Origin of the sequence: Streptomyces sp. NPDC050617 (assembly GCF_040654795.1) — a bacterium.
Taxonomy (GTDB): domain Bacteria; phylum Actinomycetota; class Actinomycetes; order Streptomycetales; family Streptomycetaceae; genus Streptomyces.
Genome location: NZ_JBFAIS010000005.1, coordinates 57,311 through 83,627, shown reverse-complemented (window position 1 = coordinate 83,627; position 26,317 = coordinate 57,311). Strand labels below are relative to the sequence as shown.

The 26,317-nt window shown below is 71.4% G+C and carries 25 protein-coding genes, 1 pseudogene and 1 riboswitch; of the genes and pseudogenes, 15 read left to right on the top strand and 11 right to left on the bottom strand.

All coding sequences use genetic code 11. The annotated features are described in order from the left end of the window. Positions 1-48: 48 nt before the first annotated feature. The 3 genes from AB0I49_RS08930 to AB0I49_RS08920 all read right to left on the bottom strand — a co-directional run bounded on the left by AB0I49_RS08930 (position 49) and on the right by AB0I49_RS08920 (position 3,359). Positions 49-1,248: a trypsin-like peptidase domain-containing protein gene (locus AB0I49_RS08930; protein WP_363226154.1), complete on the bottom strand. Its 1,200-nt coding sequence runs from the start codon at positions 1,246-1,248 to the stop codon at positions 49-51. Between the two features lie 122 nt (positions 1,249-1,370). Further along, on the bottom strand, positions 1,371-2,396 hold the full coding sequence (locus AB0I49_RS08925; RefSeq protein ID WP_363226153.1) for a LacI family DNA-binding transcriptional regulator: 1,026 nt from the start codon (positions 2,394-2,396) through the stop codon (positions 1,371-1,373). A gap of 144 nt (positions 2,397-2,540) precedes the next feature. Beyond that, entirely contained in the window at positions 2,541-3,359 is an 819-nt protein-coding gene (locus tag AB0I49_RS08920; protein ID WP_363226152.1) for a response regulator transcription factor, read from the bottom strand. Positions 3,360-3,594: 235 nt separating this feature from the next. On the opposite strand from AB0I49_RS08920, the gene AB0I49_RS08915 reads away from it, so the two are divergent. Continuing rightward, positions 3,595-4,425, top strand: coding sequence for an alpha/beta fold hydrolase (locus AB0I49_RS08915; protein ID WP_363226151.1), 831 nt, complete (start codon positions 3,595-3,597; stop codon positions 4,423-4,425). Positions 4,426-4,446: 21 nt separating this feature from the next. On the opposite strand, the gene AB0I49_RS08910 is transcribed toward AB0I49_RS08915, so the two are convergent. Next, on the bottom strand, positions 4,447-5,655 hold the full coding sequence (locus AB0I49_RS08910; protein ID WP_363226150.1) for an MFS transporter: 1,209 nt from the start codon (positions 5,653-5,655) through the stop codon (positions 4,447-4,449). 228 nt (positions 5,656-5,883) lie between these two features. On the opposite strand from AB0I49_RS08910, the pseudogene AB0I49_RS08905 reads away from it, so the two are divergent. Then, positions 5,884-6,285 (top strand): annotated as a pseudogene (locus AB0I49_RS08905) (transposase); the annotation flags it as partial. A 50-nt stretch (positions 6,286-6,335) separates the two neighbouring features. Here AB0I49_RS08905 and AB0I49_RS08900 read toward each other — a convergent pair. Together AB0I49_RS08900 and AB0I49_RS08895 are read right to left on the bottom strand one after the other, a co-directional pair. Then, positions 6,336-7,958 (bottom strand): Rieske 2Fe-2S domain-containing protein, encoded by a 1,623-nt coding sequence (locus AB0I49_RS08900; protein WP_363226149.1) that lies wholly within the window; start codon positions 7,956-7,958, stop codon positions 6,336-6,338. 83 nt (positions 7,959-8,041) lie between these two features. Beyond that, positions 8,042-9,247 (bottom strand): galactosyltransferase-related protein, encoded by a 1,206-nt coding sequence (locus AB0I49_RS08895; protein WP_363226148.1) that lies wholly within the window; start codon positions 9,245-9,247, stop codon positions 8,042-8,044. 121 nt (positions 9,248-9,368) lie between these two features. Here AB0I49_RS08895 and AB0I49_RS08890 point away from each other — a divergent pair, with 121 nt between their 5' ends. Continuing rightward, positions 9,369-9,998 (top strand): hypothetical protein, encoded by a 630-nt coding sequence (locus AB0I49_RS08890; protein ID WP_363226147.1) that lies wholly within the window; start codon positions 9,369-9,371, stop codon positions 9,996-9,998. Between the two features lie 75 nt (positions 9,999-10,073). Here the strand turns inward: AB0I49_RS08890 and AB0I49_RS08885 are convergent, their stop codons facing one another. From AB0I49_RS08885 to AB0I49_RS08870, 4 genes are all read right to left on the bottom strand, one after another. Further along, positions 10,074-11,366: a glycosyltransferase gene (locus AB0I49_RS08885; RefSeq protein WP_363226146.1), complete on the bottom strand. Its 1,293-nt coding sequence runs from the start codon at positions 11,364-11,366 to the stop codon at positions 10,074-10,076. Continuing rightward, positions 11,363-12,193, bottom strand: coding sequence for a phytanoyl-CoA dioxygenase family protein (locus tag AB0I49_RS08880; RefSeq protein WP_363226145.1), 831 nt, complete (start codon positions 12,191-12,193; stop codon positions 11,363-11,365). The genes AB0I49_RS08885 and AB0I49_RS08880 overlap by 4 nt, the downstream gene beginning before the upstream one ends. Positions 12,194-12,973: 780 nt before the next feature. Beyond that, a complete protein-coding gene (locus AB0I49_RS08875) occupies positions 12,974-14,878 on the bottom strand; it encodes an ABC transporter ATP-binding protein (protein WP_363226395.1) in 1,905 nt (634 codons plus the stop codon). 194 nt (positions 14,879-15,072) lie between these two features. Further along, complete coding sequence (locus tag AB0I49_RS08870) at positions 15,073-16,806, bottom strand: ABC transporter ATP-binding protein (RefSeq protein ID WP_363226144.1); 1,734 nt, start codon at positions 16,804-16,806, stop codon at positions 15,073-15,075. Between the two features lie 147 nt (positions 16,807-16,953). Here AB0I49_RS08870 and AB0I49_RS08865 point away from each other — a divergent pair, with 147 nt between their 5' ends. From AB0I49_RS08865 to AB0I49_RS08835, 7 genes are all read left to right on the top strand, one after another. Continuing rightward, positions 16,954-17,199 (top strand): MoaD/ThiS family protein, encoded by a 246-nt coding sequence (locus AB0I49_RS08865; RefSeq protein WP_363226394.1) that lies wholly within the window; start codon positions 16,954-16,956, stop codon positions 17,197-17,199. 10 nt (positions 17,200-17,209) lie between these two features. Further along, complete coding sequence (locus AB0I49_RS08860; protein WP_363226143.1) at positions 17,210-18,559, top strand: hypothetical protein; 1,350 nt, start codon at positions 17,210-17,212, stop codon at positions 18,557-18,559. 91 nt (positions 18,560-18,650) lie between these two features. Further along, complete coding sequence (locus tag AB0I49_RS08855) at positions 18,651-19,361, top strand: DUF2993 domain-containing protein (protein ID WP_363226142.1); 711 nt, start codon at positions 18,651-18,653, stop codon at positions 19,359-19,361. A 204-nt stretch (positions 19,362-19,565) separates the two neighbouring features. Continuing rightward, a complete protein-coding gene (locus tag AB0I49_RS08850) occupies positions 19,566-19,646 on the top strand; it encodes a putative leader peptide (protein ID WP_362163676.1) in 81 nt (26 codons plus the stop codon). 161 nt (positions 19,647-19,807) lie between these two features. Continuing rightward, on the top strand, positions 19,808-20,644 hold the full coding sequence (locus tag AB0I49_RS08845; RefSeq protein WP_363226141.1) for a sulfurtransferase: 837 nt from the start codon (positions 19,808-19,810) through the stop codon (positions 20,642-20,644). Positions 20,645-20,686: 42 nt separating this feature from the next. Beyond that, a complete protein-coding gene (locus AB0I49_RS08840; protein ID WP_363135692.1) occupies positions 20,687-20,974 on the top strand; it encodes a DUF1416 domain-containing protein in 288 nt (95 codons plus the stop codon). 119 nt (positions 20,975-21,093) lie between these two features. Continuing rightward, positions 21,094-21,372, top strand: a complete 279-nt coding sequence (locus tag AB0I49_RS08835; RefSeq protein ID WP_363226140.1) for a DUF3099 domain-containing protein — start codon at positions 21,094-21,096, stop codon at positions 21,370-21,372. Positions 21,373-21,393: 21 nt separating this feature from the next. Here AB0I49_RS08835 and AB0I49_RS08830 read toward each other — a convergent pair whose 3' ends face one another. Continuing rightward, entirely contained in the window at positions 21,394-21,759 is a 366-nt protein-coding gene (locus AB0I49_RS08830) for a DsrE family protein (protein ID WP_363226139.1), read from the bottom strand. 276 nt (positions 21,760-22,035) lie between these two features. Here AB0I49_RS08830 and AB0I49_RS08825 point away from each other — a divergent pair, with 276 nt between their 5' ends. The 5 genes from AB0I49_RS08825 (at position 22,036) to AB0I49_RS08805 (ending at position 26,298) form a co-directional block, all read left to right on the top strand. Next, a complete protein-coding gene (locus AB0I49_RS08825) occupies positions 22,036-22,599 on the top strand; it encodes an FABP family protein (protein WP_363226138.1) in 564 nt (187 codons plus the stop codon). A gap of 62 nt (positions 22,600-22,661) precedes the next feature. Continuing rightward, positions 22,662-22,747: riboswitch (cobalamin riboswitch) on the top strand. Positions 22,748-22,878: 131 nt separating this feature from the next. After that, the gene (locus AB0I49_RS08820) at positions 22,879-23,967 is read left to right on the top strand and encodes an iron ABC transporter permease (protein ID WP_363226393.1); all 1,089 of its coding nucleotides are present in this window, start codon (positions 22,879-22,881) and stop codon (positions 23,965-23,967) included. After that, positions 23,967-24,770 carry an ABC transporter ATP-binding protein gene (locus AB0I49_RS08815; RefSeq protein WP_363226137.1) on the top strand — a complete coding sequence of 268 codons (804 nt, stop codon included), beginning with the start codon at positions 23,967-23,969 and terminating at the stop codon, positions 24,768-24,770. The genes AB0I49_RS08820 and AB0I49_RS08815 overlap by 1 nt, the downstream gene beginning before the upstream one ends. 20 nt (positions 24,771-24,790) lie before the next feature. Continuing rightward, a complete protein-coding gene (locus tag AB0I49_RS08810) occupies positions 24,791-25,840 on the top strand; it encodes an ABC transporter substrate-binding protein (RefSeq protein WP_363226136.1) in 1,050 nt (349 codons plus the stop codon). A 20-nt stretch (positions 25,841-25,860) separates the two neighbouring features. Then, positions 25,861-26,298, top strand: coding sequence for a transcriptional repressor (locus AB0I49_RS08805; protein ID WP_363226135.1), 438 nt, complete (start codon positions 25,861-25,863; stop codon positions 26,296-26,298). Positions 26,299-26,317: the final 19 nt, after the last annotated feature.

Sequence of the window (26,317 nt, the reverse complement as noted above, 5' to 3'; positions counted from 1 at the left end):
GGCTCACTGGACGTTCGCAAGCGTCGCACGTGGTCCGCGAAGTCGGTGTCAGCTGCTGCCGCCGCTGCGCAGCTTGGCGAGGTCCGCCTTGACGGTGTTGATGGGTATCGAGAAGCCGAGGCCCGCGGAGCCGGACTCGCTGCCGCTCGAACCGGTCGGGTACATGGCCGAGTTGATGCCGATGACCTGGCCGTTCATGTTGATGAGCGCGCCGCCGGAGTTGCCGGGGTTGAGCGAGGCGTCGGTCTGGATGGCCTTGTAGGTCGTCTTGGAGGAGCCGGTGTCGCCGTTGTACTGCTCGCCGCCGAACTCGAACGGCCACGGGCGCTCGCTCCCCCGGCCGCCGGGCCCCTGCTGCTCCTGCTCCTGCCCCTTGCCCGGTTCCTTGGCGACGGTGACGTCGCGGTTGAGGGCGGAGACGATGCCGCTGGTGACCGTGCCGGTGAGCCCCTCCGGCGAGCCGATGGCGACGACGTCGTCGCCGACCTGCACCTTGCTGGAGTCGCCGAGCGCGGCGGGCTTGAGGTCCTTGGCATCGCGCACCTTGATGAGCGCGAGGTCCTTGTCCGGATCGGTGCCGACCACATCGGCCGTTCGGGTGGACCCGTCGCTGGTCTTGACCTTCACGGTGTCCGCGCCGGAGACGACGTGGTTGTTGGTGACGATCTCGCCGCTCTTCGTGACGACCACGCCGGAGCCGGTGGACTGCCCGGAGGCGGTGGTGGCCTGGACCTCCACGATGCTCGGGGAGACGGCCTTGGCGACGGCGGCGACGCCGCTGCTCTTGGTGGCCGCGTTCGACACGGGCGCGGAGACGCTGGAGGACGAGGAGCCGTTCGCAGCCCCGGCGACGAGCGCGGCCGTGCCGCCGCCGATCACCGCGGCGGCCAGCGCCACGGCGGCCAGCAGGCCGACGGTCTTCTTGCGGGCGCCGTGCCTGACGGGGGCAGGCACGGCGCCCGCGGCCGGAGAGCCGTCGCCGTGGAACGCGGCGCCGCCGGAGTCCCCATGGCCGCCGCCTTCACCGCTGCCGCCGCTGCCGCCGGGCCACACGGTCACACCGGTCGCCGTGGTGATCGGCTGCCCGTGCTGCCCGTACTGCGGGGAGGCCCCGTACGGGGGCGGGGTCTGCCCGTGGTGCGGGGGCTGCTCGGGCTGCTCCGGCGCGTGGGCCGGCGGGTCGGGGTAACCGGAAGGCTGCTGCTGGTAGGGGTCCTGGGAACCGCTGGGGCGGTGGCTTTCGGTCATGGGTATGACTTTGCTCTCGGATCATGAGAACTCTCTGAGGGCTTGCTGAGAAGCCCGACAGAAGGAGGTATGCCCGAAATAAAGATCGGGAACCAGGGGCGGCGCCGAGCGCGGGGTTCCGGTCAGCCGTCGCAGCCGCAGGAGCGGCGCACCACCAGCGCCGACGGGAACTGCTTGAGCCGCTCCCGCCGCGAGCCGACCACCCGCAGCCCCTCGTCCAGCACCAGGTCCACGGCCGCCCGCGCCATGGCCGTGCGGTCCGAGGAGACCGTCGTCAGCGGCGGGTCCGTGAGCGCCGCCTCCTTCACGTCGTCGAACCCCGCCACGGCCAGCTCCCCCGGCACGTCGATGCGCAGCTCGCGGGCGGCCCGCAGCACCCCGATGGCCTGGTCGTCGGTCGCGCACACGATGGCGGGCGGCCGGTCGGGCCCGGCGAGCAGCTCCAGCGCGACGGTGTAGGCGTCGTAGCGGTTGTACGGGGCCTGGAAGAGCCGGCCCTCCAGCGACTGGCCGGCCTCGCGCATGGCCCGCCGCCACCCCTCGACGTGGTCGGTCACCGGGTCGCCGATCGTCGGGGTCTTCTCGGTGCCGCCGAGGCACGCCACGTACGGGTGGCCGTGCTCCAGCAGGTGCCGGGTGGCGAGCTGCGCGCCGCCGACGTCGTCGGTGACGACGGCGACGTCGTCGATGGCGTCCGGGCGGCGGTGCATCAGCACCACCCGCGCCTCCCAGGCGTCGATCTCCGCCGCGGCGTGCTCGCTCGGGCCCTGGCTGATGAGGATCAGCCCGGACACCCGCATCCCCAGGAACGCGCGCAGGTAGTGCACTTCGCGCTCGTCGAGGTAGTCGGAGTTGCCGACCAGCACCATCTTCCCGCGCTCGGCCGCGGCCTGCTCGACGGCGTGCGCCATCTCGGCGAAGAACGGCTGGCGGGCGTCCGGCACGATCAGCCCTATGAGGTCGGTGCGGCGCGAGGCCATCGCCTGCGCGACGCGGTCCGGCCGGTAGCCGAGTTCCTTGATCGCCGCGAGTACCCGCTCCCGAGTGGCCGGGGCGACCGGCCTTGGTCCGTTGTTGATGACATAGCTGACGACCGCGGTGGAAGTCCCCGCCAGCCGTGCCACATCGTCCCGCGTCACCTTGGCCACGCGCGGCAGTCTACGCGGCTAAATGGCTGAACCCGCCGCCCGGCGACCGGGGTACGGGCCCGCCCCCGCGGCCCCGCCCGGCCGTATCCCGCACGGCCGCGCCCGCCCGGTCATGCCCCGGCCCGGCTCACGCCCCGGCCCGTATCACCGCTTGGCCTGGCTCACCGGCTCGGGACGCCCCGGCCGCTCGGCGCGCTCGCCGCGCGGCTCCGCGTCCGTACGCGCCCGCGCCGCCCGGCCGTCGGCCTCGGCCTTCGCCTTGGCGGCCTCCTCGGCGGCGGCCCGCTCGACCTTCTCCGGCACGACGAAGCGGTAGCCGACGTTGCGCACGGTCCCGATCAGGGACTCGTACTCGGGGCCGAGCTTCGCCCGCAGCCGCCGTACGTGCACGTCCACCGTCCGGGTGCCGCCGAAGTAGTCGTAGCCCCAGACCTCCTGGAGGAGCTGGGCGCGGGTGAAGACCCGGCCCGGATGCTGCGCGAGGTACTTGAGCAGCTCGAACTCCTTGAAGGTCAGGTCCAGGACCCGGCCCTTGAGCTTCGCGCTGTACGTCGCCTCGTCGACCGACAGGTCGCCGTTGCGGATCTCCATCGGGCTGTCGTCGCCGGTGATCTGCCGGCGGCCCGTCGCGAGCCGCAGCCGGGCCTCGACCTCGGCCGGTCCCGCGGTGTCGAGGAGGACGTCGTCGACGCCCCAGTCGGCGGTGACGGCGGCGAGCCCGCCCTCCGTCACCACGAGGATCAGGGGACAGCCCGGCCCGGTGGAGCGCAGCAGCTGGCAGAGGCTGCGCACATGCGGGAGGTCGCGGCGGCCGTCGATCAGTATGGCGTCGGCGCCGGGGGTGTCCACGAGGGCCGGTCCCTCGGCGGGGGCGACCCGGACGCTGTGCAGCAGCAGGCCCAGCGCGGGGAGCACCTCCGTCGACGGCTGAAGTGCGTTGGTCAGGAGCAGTAGCGAGCTCACCGGCTGCCACCTGCCCTGGTGTCCGGACGGTCCTGCACGCTTCGTTTGCCCATTACGTCGGTTCCTCCTAGGTCCCTGCGAGGGGGTACCTGCCGGCCTCGGCCGGGGGAGTATGCGGCACTGCTCTTTACGGTGGTGCGGTCCCGTGCGTTCATCCACGCTTCGCGTGGTCGAAAGCACAAAAGGACCCGGGGGCTACGTTGCCCGGATCCTCCTGCCCAGCAGAATAGCCCACATGACTTCGGAGGCCCCGAGCGATTTTGCACAGTCTTGTGTTCCATCGATCACTTCGAGTGTTCGGCACGTCGCGCTGTTGACAACCGACGGAGTCCGGATCCAGGCCGCGTACGAGCCCGGAGGGGGCCCGGCGAAGGAGCTGGCCGTGGTGATCGCGCACGGCTTCACGGGCGCGCTGGAGCGGCCCGCGCTGCGGCGCGCCGCGGCGGCGTTCGCACAGGTGGCATCCGTGATCACGTTCTCGTTCCGGGGCCACGGCGGCTCGGGCGGACGCTCCACGGTCGGCGACCGGGAAGTCCTGGACCTCGCGGCGGCGGTCCGCTGGGCGCGGGGGCTGGGGTACCGGCGCGTGGCGACCGTCGGCTTCTCGATGGGCGGATCCGTGGTCCTGCGCCACGCCGCTCTGTACGAACCGGAGCGCGAGGGGCGCACGGATGCGCGGACCGACATGGCGGTGTCCGTGAGCGCCCCGGCCCGCTGGTTCTACCGCGGCACCGCGCCGATGCGGCGCCTGCACTGGGTGGTGACGCGCCCCGCGGGCCGCCTCGTGTCACGGTACGGCCTGCGCACCCGGATCCACCCCGAGGACTGGAACCCCGTGCCCCTCTCCCCCGTCGCCGCGGCCCCGATGATCGCCCCGACGCCGCTGCTGATCGTCCACGGCGACCTGGACCCGTACTTCCCCCTGGACCACCCCCGGATGCTGGCCGCGGCGGCGGACCCGGCCACCACGGACCTGTGGATCGAACCGGGCTTCGGCCACGCGGAGAACGCGGCGAGCACCGAGCTGCTGGGCCGCATCGCGGGGTGGATCACGGACCACGCGTGAGGGACGGCCGCGGTCCGCCCGCTACGCCTTCTCCGCGGCCTGTACGTCCAGGTCCGCGCCCAGGTCGCCGGCCGGCTGCTCCGCGCGGCCCACCGCCGCGGTGCGCATCAGCCCCGCGCCCACCGCGATGCACGCGACGAGGAGGGTGATGAGCACGAAGGCCGCCTGGAGGTTCACGGCGTCGGCGATGCCGCCGACGATCGCGGGGGCCGCCAGGCTCGATCCGTACGACACCGTGGCCACGCCCGCGATGGCCTGGCCGGGGTTCTGCCCGGTCCTGCTGGCCGCCGAGAACGCGAGCGGCACGACGACGGCGATGCCCAGGCCCAGCATCGCGAAGCCCGGATAGGCCAGGACGGGGCTGTCGGCGAAGACGATCAGCGCTCCGCCGCACGCGGAGACGGTGCCGCCGACCCGGACCGTGCGGACGGGGCCGAACCTGCCCACGACCAGGTCCCCGCTCAGCCGCATCACCGACATGGTGCAGGCGAACATCGTGTACCCGGCGGCGGCCACCGCGTCGCTCGCGCCGGTGACCTTGTCCAGGTAGATGGCCGACCAGTTGACGGCCGAGCCCTCGGCGAAGGCGGAGCAGAAGGCCAGCAGCCCCAGCAGCAGCACCACGCCCGTGGGCAGCGAGAACCGCGGCGGCGCGGGCGCCTTCACCGCGCTCTCCCCGGCGCCGTCGGCCGGCAGCCCGCCGCCCAGCACCGGCGCGAGCAGCGCCAGCACGGCGGCGGTGACCAGCAGGTGCGTCCGGTAGTCCAGCTGGACGCCGGCCATCACCGCGCCGATGCCCGCGCCGAGGAAGCTGCCCAGGCTCCACAGCCCGTGCAGACTCGACATGATCGACTTGCCGAGCCGCTCCTCGACCCGCGCCCCCTGCGCGTTGATCGCCACATCGGAGACGCCCGCGGCCATGCCGAAGAGCAGGAACGCCACGCTCAGCGCGGCGAGTCCGGGCGCGGCGGCCGGCAGCGCCAGGGCCGCGCACCAGGCCATGACCAGCAGCCGCGCGCCGCGCCGGCCGCCGAGCCGGTACACCAGCCGCCCCGCGAAGGGCATCGTCAGCAGCCCGCCCACCGCCTGCATCAGCAGGGCCAGCCCCAGCGGCCCCGGCGAGATGTGCAGGCCCCCGGCGAGCGCCGGTATCCGGGACGCCAGGCTGCCCGTCACCGCGCCGTGCACGGCGAACAGCCCGGATATCGCCAGCCGTTCCCGGGAGATCACAGGATTCCTCCGAGGATGCCCCGGCCTTCAGGCCGGGGAGGAATCGGACGCCTGCGGAGCAGGACAGAGAGGGCCGAATCGCCGGCAGGGCGATTCGGCGTCCACCGTCCACTCAGGTGAGGGACACTGCAAAGATCAGTCCGACTCAACTGTCGTACCTCCCGGGTAGGTTGATGCGTATGGCGACGGAAGCGGAGACAGGGGATGCCGGGTGCGCTCGGTACCTAGGTGGCCCGGCAGCGCCAGGACACCGGTCGCAAGTGGGCCAAGAAGGTTGTCCGCGGCTATGACGCCCTGGCGGTCGAGGACTTCCGCCCGAAGTTCCTGGCGAAGTCGACCATGGCGCGCAAGGCCGCCGATGCCGCTATCGGCGCCACCAAAGCGGCCCTGATCGAGATGGGCCGCAAGCACGGCCGTACCGTGCACCTGGTCAACCCCCAGCACACCACGATGGACTGTGCGCACTGCGGAGCGAGAGCCAAGCACCGCCTACCTCTTTCCGAGAGAACGTATACGTGCACTGCGTGCGGAACGGTGTCCTCCAGGGACAAGAACTCCGCCCGCGTGATGCTCGTCCGGGCTGGTCTCACCCCGGCTAGTGCTGATCTTGTAAGCCCCGCCACCTGCTAGGTGTCAGGCGAAGTGAGCTAGGAGTCCCCCTCGTCCGCGAGGGGGAGGAGTCAAACGTTGCTCCTGTCGTCCGCCGCGGACGGGCCGAGTACCGGTATCGAGGGAAGGTCGCCCTCGGCCCGAGCAGGATCGTACTCACTGAACAGCTTGCGGTCATCGCTGGTCAGGCAGGTTCCGGTGGCCAAGTCGAATTCCCAGCCGTGCAGTTGGCAGGTGAGGACGCCGTCCTCGACGACGCCGAAGCGCTCCAGGTCGGCGCCGAGGTGCGGGCACTGCCGCTGGACCACGTAGTCCCCGGCGCGGGCGAGGCTGCCCATGCCGTCCCGCTCCGCGTAATACCGCTCCATGTATTCCAGCCGCTGCGGGGACATCGCCTGGAGAAAGCTGAAGATGTATTCGTTGTATGTGCCCTTACGGTTCGCGGCGAACCGGCAGGAGAGGAACAGGTGGTTCACCCAGTCCTGCTCCCGGCGGCGCACCAGGTCCTCGGCGAGGGGCCGGGGAATGCGGAAGGTGTAGCGGCACTCCTCGCCCGCCCAGCGCTTCACCCGCCGGTCCAGGAAGTCGAAGACGATGTGCTCCGAATCCGCCTTCTCGCCGTTTCCGCCGTCGGGCTGGATCTCGAAGAGGACCCGGCCGTTGACCCCGGTGCAGAGATGGTCCGCGCGGCCCAGCAGCGGCTCCACCCAGTCGGTGAGCTGCCCGAGCAGATCGCTGCTGTCCCGGGGCCAGGAGGCGCGCTCCGCGGCCAGCACCGGGCGGGCGCGCTCCCGGTAGCGCTCCAGATAGCCCCTGCGGTCCAGGTAGATGTCGTCGATGACCTCCTGCGGCAGCTGCTCGATGGCGCAGTGCCCCTCGGGCCCCAGCTCGACCGCGGTCCCCGGCAGGAAGAGATGCCCGTTGCTGCGGCCCTGCTCCGACAGGAACTCCAGGAACGCCATCTGGTCGGGAAAGGTGTTGTCGTCGGTGTTCTCGAAGTCGTTCATGTGGAACAGGTCGTCGTCCAGGAAGCACGGCGGACCGGCGAACGGGAAGACATGAGAAGCGTCGTACTGGTTGATGTAGCGCAGCGCGCGCTCCATGCCGTTTCTGCGTTTGCGCCGGCCCAGCGTGGACTTCATCCGTTCCGGGAATTCGTAGACCATCGGGAACCAGATCGCGCCGGAGTACTGGAGGAAATGGCCGGACAGCGGCCCGAATTCCTCGATCGGCCCGCTGTCCACGGGCCGCGCGTCGTTCTGGTTGAAGATCCGCACGGTGCCGTCGTCCAGCGCGATGGACGAGTCCCCGATCTCCCCGTCGGCCGGGCTGGTGACGGTGCTGATCAGGACGCGCAGGCCGCCGTCCAGCTCCGTGACCTCGTTGTCGCGCGTCTGGACGAAGGACCGGAAGCCGAGGTCCTCCAGAGCGTCCCGCAGATCGGGCACCGGATAGTCGGGCAGCAGCACGGTCGCCCGCTTCGACATATGGCGGCGCAGCCACTCCGGGTCGAAGTGGTCCCGGTGCAGGTGGGAGACGTAGAGGTAGTCGGCCCCGCCGAGGACGGACGGGTCCAGTCCCGAGTTGTCGGGGAAGGGGAACCACGACGCGTAGTAGGCGGGGTTGAACCAGGGGTCGCACAGGACGCTGCCTGCCGTCGTCTCCACCATCAGTCCCGCGTGTCCGGTCGACATGATGCGCATTGTTCGCACTCCAAACAGATCAGCTGGCGAGGGCCCGAAGAGACCCCTGGGGCGTACAGGCCGGCGGGGCGGCGTCAGGGAGCGGCGTAGGCGTCGATCAGCCCGTATCCCTCCGAGCCGTCCCATGTCCCCATCTCCACATGGGCGTTGAAGGCGCGGCCTTCGACGCGCATCACGGGGCGCGGGTGGTTCAGGTGCATCACCGTGTCGTCGAAGCGGACGAAGTCGCCGTGCCGGCTCAGCCGCTCCACGAAGTCGTCGTCCTCGCCGCCCCAGCCGGCGAACCGCTCGTCGAAGCCGCCGATGCGGTGGTAGAGCGCGGCGTCCGCCCAGACGCTGGCGCCCGGCGCGGCCAGCAGCAGCTGGCCGCGCAGCTCCCGGGGGTCGGGCGTCGCGCGGCCCTCGCCGAGGCGGCGCAGGAGCGCCCGGTCGCTGGAGGGGTCGTCGAGGGCGAGCAGGCCGCCCCGGTGGTACGGCAGGTGCGCGGCGTGCTCGCCGGTCGCGATGCGCTCCAGGTTGCGCTCCAGGAAGTCCCGGTCGAGCAGGACGTCCGCGTCGAGCATGCAGACGTAGCCGGGCCGGCCGGGGGTGTTGGTCACGCCCACGTTCATCGTCCAGGACTTGTTGAACAGCCCGCCGTTGGGCGCGTGCACATAGTGGTTGGCGTGCGGGGCGATCACGTCCCGCCAGCGCGGCCGGTCGTCGGCCTCGACCACGGTCACCGCGTACCGGTCGGCGCTCAGCGTCTGATCGCCGAGGGCCAGCAGGCACGAGAGCAGGTTGCGGGTCCGGTGACCCGCGTCGCCGTCCCGGAACGGCACGACCACCAGCAGGTCGTGGCCGCCGGGGGCCGGGCGTCCGCCGGTGCGGGCGGCCGCCCACTCGCGGACCTTGGTCAGCGGCGCGGGCGCGGCGTCCGGCGTGTACGCGGCGCCGACGTGGTAGCCCATGTCGGTCCGCTGCTCGGTCTCGTCCAGCCAGGCGCCGAGTTCGGCGGTGTCCTCGGGGCGGGGGCCGAGCAGCGCGGCGAGCGCGTCGGTCAGCCCGGCGTGCGCGGCCGGGCTCGCCGGCTCGCTCCGCAGCCGCGCGTACGCCGCCGTCGCCGCCGCGTCGTCGGCCGCGAGCCGCTCCAGCCGCTTGACGGCCTCCACGACGTACGGCTCGCTGAGCTCCCAGGACGTGGCGCTGATGTCGCGGGCGCCCTGGTCGACGGAGAGGGCCGCGTGGTCGGCGAGCCGCTCCGCGACCTTCGCCACGACGCCCTCGGTCCTACGTGTCATGTCGTTTCCCTTCCTGATCCCTGCTCTGGCTTCCTGAAGTGATCCCGGTCATAGGCGGACGTCGGCCGCCCGTGATCGCATCAGTGCGGTTTCAACCCCGCACCCCTTCCTGGAGGTTGGTATGACCGGCGCCACAGCTGTCTCGCCCGACGGACTGAAGGTCCAAGTGGCGCACCGTCGGAACCCGTACAGCTACGCGCTCGACGACGCCGGGCTCGACGCCGTACTGCTGGAGGCGGGGCTGCTCCGGGCCGCGAGCATCCGGCGCCAGCACACCGCGGACGACGCGGACGCGCCGCGCGGCAGGTACCCGCGGGCCGCGATGGGCTTCGTCCTGATGGACGCCACCGCGGGCCCCTGGACCCCCAATGAGGAGGCGGTCCTCGGGGTGATCACCGTCGGCGACGGCGGCCACGCCTTCCTGCCGAACGCCGCCGCCAAGGCCGGCGCCCACCGGCGGCTGGGCCGCAACAACGGCGAGGCCGTCCATGTGGATCCCCATCTGCTCGGCGCGGGCGGTTTCCGGTACGGGCACTCGGCGGAGGTCCGCGGCCAGATCGTCGGCGCCAGCGGGCAGAGCACCGACCAGGACCTCTACGAGGCGGCGCGGCTGGCCGCGGACTTCGTGGCCGCGATCAACGCCCGGCACGCGGAGTGGGAGCGGGACAACGCCACGGGCATCTGGACCGCGTCGGACGACGGGCCGGCCGCGGAGTACCAGGCCATGACCGACTGGTTCGAGCCGAGCTGATCCGATCCGATCTGATCCGCCGCCGCCCGCCGGAGGCCGCCGCACCGGGCCGGCCGCTCCGGCCCGCGGCGGCCTTCAGGGCACCGGGTCCGCCACGGGCACGGTGAGCCGCCGCGCCGCGCGCGAGAAGTGGCCCCAGGCGCTGAGCGCGTCGCGTTCGAAGTTCTCCTCGGAGACCTCGGCCGAGATGCCTCCCTGGAGCTCCTTGCCCAGCTGCTCGACGCCCAGGTGGCTGGTGTACATCCGCTCGATCGCGTCGGCCAGGCCGTCCCTGGTGGGCGCGAACCGGTGGGCCGCGGGAAAGTACCTGCGCGCCTCCACCGTGTCCGCGTCGGTCATGAGGGTGCAGACGCCGGACAGCGCGGCCTCCAGCGGGGTGATGCCCAGCGTCTCGTAGCGCGAGGGGCAGACGAACACGCCGTTCTGCTTCACCCGGCGGAACAGCGCGTGGAGTTGGGGCTTGGAGAGCCGGCCCGCGGCCAGGAAGTCCGCGCGGTGCTCCGCCGGTACGCGCGCCCGCAGCCGCTCCCGCGCGGCGTGGTCGTCGCGGTCGTCGCCGACGGCCAGGATGCGCACCGGAATGCCGCGGGCGCGCGCCCTGACCCCGGCGTCGACGAGGAGCTCGATGTTCTTGAAGTAGTCCAGCCGCGCCACGGCGGTGAACACGAGCAGTTCGGCGTCGTCGACGAAGTCCCGGAGCTCGCCGTCGGCCAGGGACTCGGTCGTGTCCAGCAGCGGGATGGGCGGGCGCACCGCGAGGATGCGCCGCTCGTCGACGCCCCGGCTGACCAGGTGCCGGCGTTGCAGATGCGAGTGCTGGAGTACGAACATGCGGTCGCTGGCGCGCACCTTGTCCAGGCCCAGTTCCTGGTACTTCAGCAGATGCAGCGCCTTGTCGGCGTCGCCGAAGGCCCAGCCGGTGGCGACCGCGGGGAATGTGCCGATGAAGTCGTAGACGAACGGCCCGTGATGGGTCACGCAGCAGGCGAATTCCTCGGGGTGGAAGCCCAGTAGCGCGTCCGTCTGGTAATAGAGCATCGCCGGGCCGTCGATGTCCTGTTCGGCCAGCAGCCGGTGGGCGGCCCCGGCGATGGCGTCGGCCACCGCGCTGTCGCGCATGTCGAAATGGAACCGGAGTATCGCGCACAGGACGCCGGACCGGCGCTCCAGATGCACCCAGGGCTCGTCGAGTTCCTCGTCCCGCTTGTAGAGAATGGCCCCGGCGGAGAGGCCGGCCCGCTGGAGGCAGCGCAGTACGGAGCGGGCGAAGGAGGTCGCGCCGACGTGCGCCGGGACCTGCTCGTCGTCGGGGAAATATCTCTCGTTCACCACGATGATGCCGGCCAGGTGCGGATCGGGTGGGTTCACCGCCGGCCACCGCCGTCTTGCTCGCCCGCGGCCTCACCGGCTGCCTCGCCGACTGCCTCACCGGCGGCCGAATTGCGCACCAGCCGCGTGTTGTCGGTCAGGCCCACGTCGTAGCCCCGCTCCCGTTCGAGCCGGAGCATCTCGGCGGGCCGGAAGTTGAGGATGTAGGCGCGGCGGACGGAGTCCGTGGCGTTGCCGCGGGAGTAGTGCAGCGTGGTGCCCGAGTGGGCGATCCCCTCGCCCGCGGTGACCGGCACGGCCGTCGCGCCGGGCTCGTCCTCGGAGCAGTCGCACATGATGTTCTTGCCGTCGCTGGTCGGGTAGTGCGTGCGCAGCGGCTTCCGGTGGGAGCCCTGGACGTACCACATGCAGCCGTTGTCGAGTTCGGTGTCGTCCAGCGCGACCCAGATCGACACGGCCCGCTTGTCGGGCAGGTCGATCCAGTAGGCCGCGTCCTGGTGCCACGGCGTCGGCACGTGGGTGCGCGGGTCCTTGTGGATCAGCATGTCGAAGTCGAGGACGGCGTCGTCCCCGATCAGCGCCTTGGCGACGGCCAGGCCCCGGGCGTGCAGCGGCATGTCCAGCAGCGGCTCGTAGAGGGCGCACGGCCACATGATCTGGGTGATGTTCTCCCGCACGCCGTCCCGGCGCGGCACGTGGGACCCGAGGTCGGACCGCTTGTCGCCGCTCTCGATCTCGCCGGCCAGGAAGCGGTCGTAGATGTCCCGGTAGGTGTCGACCTCCGACGCGGAGAGCAGGCGCCCGGTGGGGACAAAACCATCTATATCGAACTTCTGGGCCAGCGTGAGGTCAGCGTTCACTGTCATGAGGACCCTTTCGTCTAACGTGAACCCGATGGAGCCGATGTAACGTTCAGGGATTTACCGATGACATGCGGGAAATAGCGCACACAGGGGCGCGACGGATATTCCGCAGGGCAGGCCGAATTCGGCGCGCGAAAGCGCCGGGGAATTACCGGCCGACAGCTGAGTGACGACCGTATGAACATTCCTTCGGTAACTGCCCGCGACTGAATGACTTTCCTGGCGTCGACGCTGACGGGAAAGTGCGAGCACACAGATTTGCACCCGCGGGCGAGAGCCCGGGGAGGGCGGAGCGGCCTGCCGGAAGCCGGGCTCCGGTGGTTCGATGAGGAATTCGACGCAGGCCGGCGCGGCAGGCGCGGGCGCGCTGCGGCGGGGCGGCGTCAGTCGCTACAGAGGCGAACGGCGGAATCGGCTCTTTTCAAGACCGTGCTGTGAATCTGCGACACTGAAACCCCCGTGATCCGGTGTGCTGAATTCTTCAGGTACGAGCGAGCCGCGCTATGCGGATTCTTGTCCGCCGCCGCGTTCGTGATGCTGGAGAATCTACCGATCATGGCGAGCGTGCGTCAATAGGTTCAGACCAGATCCGCAATACGCGAACGCAAACCCCGGCAACTCTTCCGCAGCCGCCTCCGGACGCGGTCCCGCCACCGCTTCCGCACGCCGTACGAGCGGGTCACGCCGTACGAGCGCGTCACACCATACGAGCGGGTCACGCCATACGAGTGGGGGGAGGCCCGGACCGTCCGGCCTCCCCCCACTCGCGGAACCCCCGCGCGCTCAGCCCGCCTCGACCTCCACGACCGGCTCCGCGAACTGCGCCGAGTACAGCCGGGCGTACGCGCCGTCCGCCGCCAGGAGCGAGTCGTGCGTGCCCTGTTCCACGATGTTGCCCGACTCCATGACGAGGATGAGGTCGGCGTCGCGGATGGTGGAGAGGCGGTGGGCGATGACGAAGCTCGTACGCCCCGACCGCAGTTGGGCCATGGCGTGCTGGATCAGCACCTCGGTGCGGGTGTCGACCGAGCTGGTGGCCTCGTCGAGGACGAGGATCGCGGGCTCGGCCAGGAACGCCCGCGCGATGGTGATGAGCTGCTTCTCGCCGACGCTGACGTTCGAGCCCTCCTCGTCGATCACCGTGTCGTAGCCGTCCGGCAGCGTCCGCACGAACCGGTCCACGTGCGTGGCCTTCGCCGCCTCCACGATCTTGTCCATGGAGGCGGACTCGGCCCCGTACGCGATGTTCTCCGCGATGGTGCCGCCGAACAGCCAGGTGTCCTGGAGCACCATGCCGATGTTGGAGCGCAGCTCCTCGCGGGACATCTCGGCGATGTCGACGCCGTCCAGCGTGATGCGGCCGCCGTTCACCTCGTAGAACCGCATCAGCAGATTGACCATGGTCGTCTTGCCGGCGCCCGTCGGCCCGACGATGGCGACGGTCTGGCCGGGGCTGACCGTGAGCGAGAGGCCGTCGATGAGCGGGCGGTCCTTCTCGTACCGGAAGGAGACGTCCTCGAAGGCGACCTGCCCGCGCACGTGCTCCGGGCGCAGCGGCTCGGCGGCGTCCGGGGACTGCTCCTCGGCGTCGAGGAGTTCGAAGACCCGCTCGGCGGAGGCGACGCCGGACTGCACCAGGTTGGCCATCGAGGCGACCTGCGTCAGCGGCTGGCTGAACTGGCGCGAGTACTGCACGAACGCCTGCACGTCGCCGATCGACAGCGAACCGCTCGCCACGCGCAGCCCGCCGACGACGGCCACCAGCACGTAGTTGAGGTTGCCGATGAACATCATCGCGGGCTGGATGATCCCCGAGATGAACTGCGCCTTGAAGCTGGCCGCGTACAGCGCCTCGTTCTCCTCGCGGAACGTCTGCGCGGACTCCTTCTGCCGGCCGAAGACCTTCACCAGCGAGTGGCCGGTGTACATCTCCTCGATATGGGCGTTGAGCTTGCCCGTCGACTTCCACTGCGCGACGAACTGCGGCTGCGCGCGCTTGCCGACCCGCGTCGCCACGATGATCGAGAGCGGCACGGTGACCAGCGCGACCAGCGCCAGCAGCCAGGAGATCCAGAACATCATGGCGAGCACGCCGACGATGGTCAGCAGCGAGGCGGCGATCTGGCTGAGCGTCTGCTGGAGGGTCGTCTGGATGTTGTCGATGTCGTTCGTGGCGCGGGAGAGGACCTCGCCGCGCGCCTGCTTGTCGAAGTAGCTCAGCGGCAGCTTGGCGAGCTTCTGCTCGACGTCCTCGCGCAGCCGGAAGACGGCCCGCTGGACGACGGTGGTGGCGATCCGGGCCTGGATGAAGCCGAAGACGGCCGCGCCGACGTAGATCAGCAGCACCCAGAGCAGCACCTGCCCGACGGCGTCGAAGTCGATGCCCTGGCCGGGCGTGAAGTCCATCGAGTCGAGCATGGAGGCGACGGTGCCGTTGCCCTGCTGCCGGACCCGCTCGACCGCCTCGGCCTTGGTCGTGCCGTCCGGCATCTGCCGGCCGATCACGCCCGCGAAGATCAGGTCGGTGGCCTTGCCGAGGATCTTCGGGCCCAGTACGGACAGCGCGACGCTCACCAGGCCGAGCAGCAGGGCGACCGTGATGATCGCGCGCTCGGGGCGCAGGGAGGCCAGCAGCCGGCGGCTGGAGCCGCGGAAGTCCATGGAGCGCTCGGTGGGCTGCCCGCCCATGAAGCGCGCGGGGCCCGCCGCGGGCGCCGGCCCCCGGCGCGGCTCGTCCTCCTGCCCCGCTTCCTGCCCGGTCTGCTGGTCGGACTGAGGCCCGGTCTGCTGGTCGGTCTGAGGCCCGGTCTGCTGGTCGGACTGCTGGTCGGTGTTGGCCGGGTCCTGCGCGCTGTCAGGTTTCTCCGGCCTTTCCGGGGTACTCACGCCGCCTCCTGCTCGGTGAGCTGGGAGAGCACGATCTCCCGGTACGTGTCATTGCCGGCCATCAGTTCCGTGTGGGTGCCGGTGCCCACGACGCGGCCCTCGTCGAGGACGACGATCCGGTCGGCGTCGCGGATCGTGGACACGCGCTGGGCGACGATGACGACCGTCGCCCGCTCCGTGTCCCGCGCGAGGGCCGCCCGCAGCCGGGCGTCCGTCGCGTAGTCCAGCGCCGAGAACGAGTCGTCGAAGAGGTAGATCTCCGGCCGCCGCACCAGCGCGCGGGCGATGGCGAGGCGCTGGCGCTGCCCGCCGGAGACGTTGGAGCCGCCCTGCGCGATCGGCGCGTTCAGCCCCTCCTCCATCTGCTCCACGAAGTCGCGGGCCTGCGCGGTCTCCAGCGCCCGCCACAGCTCCTCGTCGCTCGCGTCGGGCTTGCCGTACCGCAGGTTCGAGGCGACCGTCCCGGAGAAGAGATACGGCTTCTGCGGGACCAGCCCGATCACCTCGGCCATCGTCGCGGGGTCGAGGTCGCGTACGTCCACGCCGTCGACCAGCACCGCGCCGTCCGTCGCGTCGATCAGCCGCGGCACCAGGTTCAGCAGCGTCGACTTGCCGCTGCCCGTCGACCCGATGACGGCCGTCATCTCCCCCGGCCTGGCCACGAGGTCGATGTTCCGCAGCACCGGCTCCTCCGCGCCCGGGAAGCGGAACTCCACGCCCCGCAGCTCCAGATGGCCGTTCCGGCGCAGCTCCGTGACGGGCGCGGCGGGCGGCACGACGCTGGAGTCGGTGGTCAGGACCTCCTGGATGCGCTCGGCGCACACCTCCGCGCGCGGCACCATCATGAACATGAAGGTGGCCATCATCACGGACATCAGGATCTGCATCAGATAGGTGAGGAACGCGGTCAGCGCGCCGACCTGCATGCCCCCGCTGTCGATGCGGTGACCGCCGAACCACAGGACGGCGATGGACGAGAGGTTCACGACCAGCATCACGGTCGGGAACATCAGGGACATCAGCCGGCCGGCCCGCACCGACACGTCCATCAGCTCGGCGTTGGCGCCGGTGAAGCGCTTGCGCTCATGGGTGTCGCGGACGAAGGCGCGGATCACGCGGATGCCGGTGATCTGCTCGCGCAGCACCCGGTTCACGATGTCGATGCGCTCCTGCACACCGCGGAAGATCGGCCGCATCCGGCGCACGATCAGGGTCACGACGATGCCGAGTACGGGCACGATGACCAGCAGCAGCGCGGACAGCGGCACGTCCTGGTTGAGCGCCATGGCGATGCCGCCGACGCACATGATCGGCGCGGAGACCATCAGCGTGAACGTCATCAGGGTCAGCATCTGGACCTGCTGGACGTCATTGGTGGTGCGGGTGATCAGGGACGGCGCGCCGAAGTCGCCGACCTCGCGGGCCGAGAAGGACTGGACCCGGTCGAAGATGGCGCCGCGCAGGTCCCGGCCGACGGCCATGGCCGTACGGGCGCCGAAGTAGACGGCCCCGATCGCGCAGACGATCTGGAGCACAGTGACGGCGATCATCCAGCCGCCGGTGGAGAGGATGTAGCCCGTGTCGCCCTTCACGACGCCGTCGTCGATGATGTCGGCATTGAGGGTCGGGAGATACAGCGTGGCGAGCGTCTGCACGAGTTGCAGCAGCACGATCAACGCGATCGGTTTGGAGTAGGGCCTCAGATACGCCCGCAGAAGTCGTACCAACACATCGGAACCATATGCGAGGTGAAGCCATTCCGACCCGTCCTTTTCCATGCCCTGACCGAGCCGCCGCCGCTACCCGTCATCATGGGGAGCGGCACTTGACGGAAAGGGGTCGCCGTGGCGACGACACAGACAGCACCGGCCGGCACCATCCGGTACTGGGCCGCGGCGAAGGCCGCCGCCGGCGCCGCGGAGGAGCCGTACGCGGCGGCGACGCTCGCGGAGGCCCTGGACGCGGCCCGGCGGCGGCACACGGAGCGGCCGGAGTTCGCTCGGGTGCTGCTGCGCTGCTCGTTCCTGGTGGACGGGGACCCCGTCGGCACGCGCGACCACACGACGGTCCAATTGGCCGAGGGCGGCACGGTCGAGGTGCTCCCGCCCTTCGCAGGAGGGTGAACCCCGCACCATGAGCAATCAGCCGCACGATCCGTACGACCCGAACCGCCCGTACGACCCGAACCGCCCGTACGACCCGAACCGCCCGCACGAGCCGTATCCGCATCAGCAGTACGGACAGCAGCCTTACGGGCAGCACGACCCCTACGCGCCGCAGGACCCTTACGCATCGCAGGACCCCGGAGCGTGGCCCGCGCAAGACGGACAGGAGCCGCAGCGACAGCAGCCGTACTACCCCGCGCACCAGGACGGCTACCAGGAGCAGCACACCCAGACCTGGGCGGGCCCGACCTGGGACACGCGGACCTGGCAGACGATCTCGGCCCCGCAGGACGGCGGACAGCCGGGACCGCTGCCGCCCGAGCAGGCGCAGCCGCAGGGGCAGGGGCAGGGAGAGTACGCCGCGTACGGGACCGGGACCGGCCAGTACGCCGGCCAGTACCAGGAGGCGCCGGCCGGCCAGGCCGCGTGGCACGGCGGCCAGTCCCCGGCGGCGCCCGCCCCCGCCGCGTACGCCCCGATGGACGGCGGCCGGGACGTACCCGTGCCCCAGCCCCAGCAGACGCAGGCGGCCGGGCCGGCGGCCCAGGAACCGCAGCCTCCGCTGACCGCCGCGGAGAAGGCACGCGCCGAGGGCCGGCCGCAGATCCTCGCGCCGGGGCTCCGGCCCGCGGTGATCACCGCGGTGCTGGCCGTCCTGCTCGCCGTGGCGGCGCCGCTGCCGCAGGCGGTGCTCGCGGTCCCCGTGGTGCTGCTCCAGGCGGTCACGGCGGCGGGCTGGTTCCGGCTCAACGGCATGTGGCCCGCGCGGCAGGGCATCGCGCTGGCGTTCCTGGCCGGTCTGGTCGCCGACGTCGGGCTGCTGGCCACCGACGCGGACCAGGCGCCGACCGTGCTGATCGGCACGGTCGGCGTCTGGATCCTGCTGGTCCTCGTCCTCCAGCTGCGCAGCCGCAGCACGCCGGACGAGCGGCTGTACGGGCTCACGGCCGCCGCGGCGGCCTCGGGGCTGGCGGTGGTCGCGGCCGGGCACCTGGCGGCGGACTCCGACGCCGTCGTGGTCGGTGCCCTCGGCGTCGCGGTCGCCGTGCTGGCCCGCGCGCTGCCGCTGCCGTCGGCGGCCTCGCTCGTCGTCTCCCTCGTCGCCGCGGCGGGCGCGGGCGTCGCGGCCGGGCAGCTGACCGGCATCGGCCCGTCGGGCGCGCTGCTGGGCGCGGCGGCGGGCGGCTGCGCGCTGATCGGCCTGCGGGTGGCGAGCTACGACTACCCTTCGCGGTTCGTGCACATGACGGCGGGCGTCGCGCTGCCGCTCGCGGCGGCGGCCCCGGTCGTCTACGTGATCGGCCGCACGCTGGCCTGAGCCCTCGGGCCGGCCGCACTCGCGATCGACTCCGGTTAGGCTCACTGCACGGGCGGGGGGCCTGACCTAGAGCGCGGGGGAGCGAAGAACAATGCGCGGACTGCGGATACTGCTGACCGTCGTGGTGGTGCTGGGCATCTTGTTCGTGGCGGCCGACCGGATCGCGGTCTACTTCGCCGAGGACGAGGCGGCCAAGAAGATCAAGAGCAGCCAGAACCTGAGCGAGAAGCCGGACGTGTCGATCAAGGGCTTCCCGTTCCTGACCCAGGTCGCGGACTCGAAGCTGGACGAGGTCCACGTCAACCTCGACGGCGTCTCGGCCAGCGCGGGCGGCCACTCGATCCGGGTCACGAAGCTCGACGCGGCGCTGCACGACGTGAAGATCAACAGCAGCTTCTCGTCCGCGACCGCCGACCACGCGACGGGCTCCGCCCACATCTCGTACGAGGACCTCTCCAAGGCCGCCGACGCCGGTGTGAAGGTCTCCTACGGGGGCCGCGACAAGGACGGCAAGAGCCAGGTGAAGGTCAGCGCGGGCGTCCCGGTCCCGGTGCTCGGCCGCACCGTGGAGCGCAGCGTGCTGTCGACCGTCACGATGGTGAACGGCGACACCATCCGGCTGCACGCGGACAGCGTGCCGGGTCAGGAGATCCCGGGCCTGGAGGGCCTGATCCGCAAGAAGATCGACTTCGACCGGCGGATCGACGGGCTGCCCCGCGGCATCAAGCTCGACAAGATCACCACCAACGAGCAGGGCATGGACATCTCCGTCACCGGCTCCCACGTGGAGCTCGCGGGCTGAACCGCCGCGCGTCCACGCAGCGAGACGCCCGCGTCCATACGGCAGATGGGTGACCCGCGCACGGCCCGTACGGGCGTCCGTACGGGCCGCACGACGGCCTTCCCGCCATGTGCCCCCTTCACGTATCCCACACTCCGAGACGCTTCGTCTCACCATCCGACACCCCGGTGACATGCGCGCCCGTCCGTCCCTACGATCGGGCCTATGAAGCGACAGGCGGATCTCACGAAGCGGCGGGCAGTCGACCTGTGCCGCGTCGCCGCCATGCTCTGTCACAGCGCCTGAAGCGACGCTGACCTCCCGTTCTTCCCTCGGCCCCGCAAGGGCCCGACGCTCAGCGCCGCACCCGTGCCGCCGCGTATCCGTGCCGCCGCGCCCCCTCGCGCACCCGCACCGCGCACCGCCGCATCGCCCGCACCGCCGCAACTGCCCCGGAGGAGAGATATATGAGCCGCAGCGACGTCCTGGTCGACGCCGACTGGGTCCAGGCCCGCATCGACGACCCGAAGACGGTCATCGTCGAGGTCGACGAGGACACCTCGGCGTACGACAAGAACCACATCAAGAACGCCGTACGGATCGACTGGAAGAAGGACCTCCAGGACCCGGTGCGCCGCGACTTCGTCGACCGGGCCGGCTTCGAGGCGCTGCTGTCCGAGAAGGGCATCGCCAACGACGACACGGTCGTCCTCTACGGCGGCAACAACAACTGGTTCGCGTCCTACGCCTACTGGTACTTCAAGCTCTACGGCCACCAGGACGTCAAGCTCCTCGACGGCGGCCGCAAGAAGTGGGAGCTCGACTCCCGCGACCTGGTCGCCGAGGTGCCCACCCGCGCCCGGACCGAGTACAAAGCCAAGGACCAGGACCTGAGCATCCGCGCCTTCCGCGACGACGCCGTCGCCGCGATCGGCAGCCTCAACCTGGTCGACGTGCGCTCCCCCGACGAGTTCAGCGGCAAGCTGCTCGCCCCGGCGCACCTCCCGCAGGAGCAGTCCCAGCGCCCCGGCCACATCCCGAGCGCCCGCAACATCCCCTGGTCGAAGGCGGCCAACGACGACGGCACCTTCCGCTCCGACGACGAGCTGAAGGAGATCTACGAGGCGGCCGGCGTCGACCTGTCCAAGGACACCATCGCGTACTGCCGCATCGGGGAGCGCTCCGCGCACACCTGGTTCGTGCTGCACGAGCTGCTCGGCCAGCAGAACGTCAGGAACTACGACGGCTCCTGGACCGAGTACGGCTCCCTGGTCGGCGTCCCGATCGAGCTCGGCGCCAACTGAGCACCCCTCCCGCTACACCCCTCTACTCTCAAGGACCCCCATATGTGTGGAGCACAGGCCGGCGGCCCCGACGCGGCGACGATCAAGCCCGGCGAGACCACCATCCAGGGCTCGGTGACCCGTGACGGCGAGCCCGTCAGCGGCTACGTCCGGCTGCTGGACAGCACCGGCGAGTTCACCGCCGAGGTGCCCACCTCGGCGACCGGGCAGTTCCGCTTCTACGCGGCCGAGGGCACCTGGACGCTGCGCGCGCTGGTGCCGGGCGCGACCGCCGACCGCACCGTCGTCGCCCAGCGCGGCGGCCTCGCCGAGGTCGCCATCGCGGTCTGAGGCGCCGGCCGTCCTACGGGGACGGCACTCGCACGGCCGAAGGGCCGCACCCCGGGGTTGGACGCCTTGGCGGGGTGCGGCCCTTCGCGCCGCCCGGCCCCCGGTCGTACGGTGGAGGCATGTACGCGCGAAGGCGGCACTGGTATTTCGCCATGATGGGCACGTGCATCGCGCTGTTCGTCCTGGCGTGGGGCGTCGTACGCATCTGGTCGGTCCCCGCCGCGGTCGGCATGTGCCTGGTCGCGATGGTGATCCCGCCCGTCGCCGCGATCGTCGCGAACCGCAAGGGCCCCGACGACCGCTGGTGGGACGAGCCGCCGAACCCGTCCGCGCCCTCCGGCGACAAGGAGTCCGACCGCTGGTGGGACGAGCTGGACGGCAAGAAGCACCGCCGCTGAGAGCGCGGGCCCGTACGGACCTCAGTACACGAGCGCCTGCACGCCGTCCGCCATGATCTCGCTGACGAAGACCTGCGCGCCCGCGATCCGGGCGCCCTCGATCAGGTCCTTCTCCTCGATGTCCCGGCGCGCCGCGCACTGCGTGCACACCGTGATCATGCCGCCGCCCGCCGTGATGCCCTCGATGAGGTCGGGCAGCGGCGCGGCGTGCGGCAGCTCGAACGCGGCCGCCCGGCCCGGCAGGCCGAACCACGAGGACTCGCCCGTCAGCCACAGCGACACCTCGACGCCGCTCGCGACGGCGACCGCCGCCACCGTGAACGCCTGCGAGCACCGCTCGGGCGCGTCCGCGCCCGCCGTCACCTTGATCACGAGCTTCTTCGCCATGGGCCCACTCTAGAAGCCCGCGCACCCGCCCCACTCCGCCGGACCGGGCGCGCGGCGGACCTCACAGCGCCGCCGCGACCGTCGGCGACTAGACTCGGCCACGGTCCGTACACCCTCACTCCCCGCCCTAGGAGCGCGCTCGTGCTTGAGGCATTCTTCACCGCCCTGTTGGTCCTGGTCGCCGTCGGCGTCATCGCTTTCGCCGGCCTGTCCGTGAAGAAGCTGTACCAGGGCCAGCGCTGACCCCCTCCCTCCGCCTACAGATCGCCTGAGCCAATGATCGAGATCCCGTCCGACCTGAACCCGGACCTCGTGCCCCTCGCCTTCCTCCTCGGCAACTGGGAGGGAGCGGGCGTCGCCGATTTCCCCGGTACCGAGAAGTGCAACTTCGGCCAGGAAGTGACCTTCACGCACGACGGCCGCGACTTCCTGGAGTACGTCTCGCACAGCTGGCGGCTCGACGGCGAGGGCCGCAAGGTCGCTCCGCTGGAGACCGAGACCGGCTACTGGCGCATCGACAAGGACCGCAAGGTCGAGGTCGTGATGGTCCGCGACCAGGGCGTGGTGGAGATCTGGTACGGCGAGCTGGCCGACCAGAAGCCGCAGATCGACCTGGTCACCGACGCCATCGCGCGGACCGCCGCCGCCGGCCCGTACAGCGGGGGCAAGCGGCTCTACGGCTACGTCAACAGCGACCTCATGTGGGTGGGCGAGAAGTCCACGCCGGACGTGCCGCTGCGCCCGTACATGTCGGCGCACCTGAAGAAGGTCGTCGACCCGAGCGAATGGGCGAAGGACCTGAAGGACCTGCCCGACGACGGCATCGCCTTCTTCAAGTAGGTCTTCCGCAGGCAGGAAGCCCGGGGCGACCAGCCCGACAACCTCAAGATCACGGCCCCGCGGGGAAAGTCCGGTGAGAATCCGGCGCTGACCCGCAACGGTGGGCGGTGCCGCGTGCGAGCGCGCGGCGCCGCGAGCCCGATCACCCGCGGCGGCCACAGCTCCTGACAACTCGCCGTGGACTGCGAGGGGACGCCGCCCGGCCGAGCGCCGCTCGGGGCAGCCTCTCCGTACGTACGGAAGCGGCCCGAGGCGAAGGCGACCGACTCCACCGTGGCGATCACCTCCCCGGCCGACGGCGCGCGCACCGCGCCCGGCGGCCCGCCCCCACCGCGCCGCCTGCCCCTGCCGCCGCTGGTCGCCGCGCTCGCCGTGGCGCTGCTCCTGTCACTGGCCTGCGGGGTGGCGATGGGCTACTCCGGCCTGACCTGGGGCGCGGTGTTCGGCTATCTGCGGGCCGGGCTGACCGGCGGGACGATCGCGCCCGAGGACGTCTCCGCCTACACGATCGTGTGGGAGCTGCGCTTCCCGCGCGCGCTGCTGGCCGCGATCGTCGGCGCCGGGCTCTCCGCCATCGGCGTCGCCGTCCAGGCCATGGTCCGCAACGCCCTCGCCGACCCGTTCGTGCTGGGCATCTCCTCCGGGGCCGCGGTCGGCGCCAACGCCGTGCTGATCTTCGGCGCGCTGGGCGCGCTCGGGATCTGGGCGCTGTCGGCGGCGGCGTTCGTCTCGGCGCTCGCCGCGATGGCGCTCGTCTACGCGGCGGCCCGCACCCCGCAGGGCCTGACCCCGCTGCGCCTCGTGCTGACCGGCACCGCCATGTACTACGGCTTCTCCGCGATCAGCACCCTGATGGTCTTCAGCTCCGACCGGGCCGAGGCCGCCCGGTCCGCGATGATGTGGCTGCTGGGCAGCCTGGGCGGGGCGTCCTGGGACTCCGTGCCGATCGCGGCCGGCGCCGTGCTCGCCGGGCTCGCGCACCTCGCCTGGTCCGCGCGCCGGCTGAACGCCCTGGCCATGGGCGACGAGACGGCCGCGGCCCTCGGCGTGGACGCCGGGCGGCTGCGCAAGCAGCTGTTCGTGACCGCGGCGGGCGTCACCGGGGCCGTGGTCGCCGTCAGCGGCGCGATCGGCTTCGTCGGGCTGATGGTCCCGCACATCACCCGGATGCTGGTGGGCGCCGACCACCGGCGAGTGCTGGCGGTGGCCCCGCTGCTCGGGGCCGTGCTGCTGGTGTGGGTCGACATCATCTCCCGCGTGCTGCTCGCGCCCGTGGAACTCCCCATCGGCGTCATCACGGCCGTCGTGGGCGTGCCCTGCTTCGTGCTGCTGATGCGCCGCCGCGGCTACACCTTCGGAGGCGCCTGATGCGCGTGGACGTCGAGGACCTGTCGGTCGCGATAGCGGGCGCCCGCATCGTCGAGGACATCACGCTGCGGGCGGAGAGCGGGCAGCTCGTCGGCCTCGTCGGCCCCAACGGCAGCGGCAAGTCGACCCTGCTGCGCTGCGTCTACCGGGCGCTGCGCCCGGCCGCCGGGACCGTCCGCCTCGACGGCGCGGACCTGCACGCCATGGACGTACGGGAAGGGGCGCGGGCGCTGGCCGCGCTGCCGCAGGAGTCGGTGAACGAGTTCGACTTCACCGCCGCCGAGGTGGTCGCCATGGGGCGGCTGCCGCACCAGAAGGCCGTCGCGCGGGCCACCGCCGCCGACGCCGACGCCTGCGCCACCGCGCTGGGCCGGGTCGGCGCGGACCATCTGGCCGACCGCGGCTTCCTGACCCTGTCGGGCGGCGAGAAGCAGCGGGTGCTGATCGCCCGCGCGCTGGCCCAGGAGTCGCGGGTGCTGGTCCTGGACGAGCCGACGAACCACCTCGACATCGCCCAGCAGCTGGAGGTCCTGTCGCTGGTGCGCGACAGCGGGCTGACGGTGCTGGCCGCGCTGCACGACCTGAACCTGGCGGCCGGCCACTGCGATGTGCTGTACGTCATCGCCCGCGGCCGGATCGTGGCCTCGGGCCCGCCGCACGAGGTGCTGACCCCCGAGCTGCTCGCCGAGGTCTTCGGGGTACGGGCGCACCGCGTCCCGCATCCAGAGTCCGGCGCTCCGCAGCTGCTCTTCGACCGCCTCCCCGCCGCCCCCGCCGCCCCCGTCGCCCCCACCGCCCCGTGACCCGAAGGACGTCCCCCGCCATGCACGCTCGCGCAGCCACCGCCATCGCCGCCGTCGCGGCCCTCGCCCTGGCCCTGACCGGCTGCGGCGCCGAGGTCGGCGCCTCCGACTCCGGGAAGTCGTCCGGGAAATCCGGGGACAAGACGGCCAAGGGCGCGGGCCACTACCCCGTGACCGTGGAGAACTGCGGCCAGAAGGCGACGTACGACAAGGCGCCGCAGCGGGTGGTGACCAACGACGTGGGCATAGCCGAGATCATGTTCGCGCTCGGCCTGGAGGACCACATGGCCGGGTACGTGATGCCCGACTACAAGGCCAGCCGCGAGGACGTCCCCTGGAAGGACGGCTATCAGAAGGTCAAGTGGCTGTCCAAGAAGCAGATCAACAAGGAGCTGGTCCTCGACGCGAAGGCCGACATGGTCTTCGCGGGCTGGAACTACGGCTTCGGCGAGGGCGACGGCTTCACGCCCGCCGGGCTCAAGAAGCTCGGCATCGGCTCGTACGTGCTGACCGAGTCCTGCCGCAACGGGTCCTCCGCCAAGTCGCGCGGCGTGATGCCGCCGCTGGAGGCCCTGTACACGGACCTGACGGCGCTGGGGAAGATCTTCGACGTCGAGGACCGGGCGGACAAGCTCGTCGCGGACTTCAAGAAGCGGGTCGCCGACGCCCAGGCCGGGCAGCCGAAGGACGGCCACCGCCCGTCCGTCTTCCTCTACGACTCCGGCCAGGACAAGCCCTTCACGGCGGGCGCGTACGCGGGGCCGCAGGACATCATCGCCAAGGCCGGGGGGACGAACGTGATGGGGGACCTCAAGGACACCTGGGCGACGGTCAGCTGGGAGTCGGTCGTCGACCGCGACCCCGAGGTCATCCTGATCAACAACTACGGGTCGCCCAACGCCGAGCAGAAGAAGAAGTTCCTGATGTCCTACGCGCCGCTGGCGAACGTGAAGGCCGTCAAGAACCACCGCGTCTTCGTCCTCGACTACGTCGACCTGGTGGAGAGCCCCCGCAACCCGTCCGCCATCGCCGCACTGGCCGGCTACCTGAAGGAGGTCCGCGCGGGCTGAGGCTGCCTACACTGGGCGGCGTGGTGGACACCAACTGGCAGAGCGATCTCCGTAAGCGCGGATACCGGCTGACCCCGCAGCGCCAGCTCGTGCTGGAGGCCGTCGACAAGCTGGAGCACGCGACGCCCGACGGCATCCTGACCGAGGTGCGGCGCACGGCCAAGGGCGTCAACATCTCCACCGTCTACCGGACGCTGGAGCTGCTGGAGGAGCTGAAGCTGGTCAGCCACGCCCACCTCGGGCACGGCGCGCCCACCTACCACCTCGCGGACCGGCACCACCACATACACCTCGTCTGCCGGGACTGCACGGACGTCATCGAGGCCGACCTGTCGGTCGCGGAGCCGTTCACCGAGACGCTGCGCGAGCGGTTCGGGTTCGACACGGACATGAAGCACTTCGCGATCTTCGGGCAGTGCGCGAAGTGCGCCGGTAAGGCCGCCGCCGCCGAGTCGTAGCCTGCCGAGTCGTAGGCTT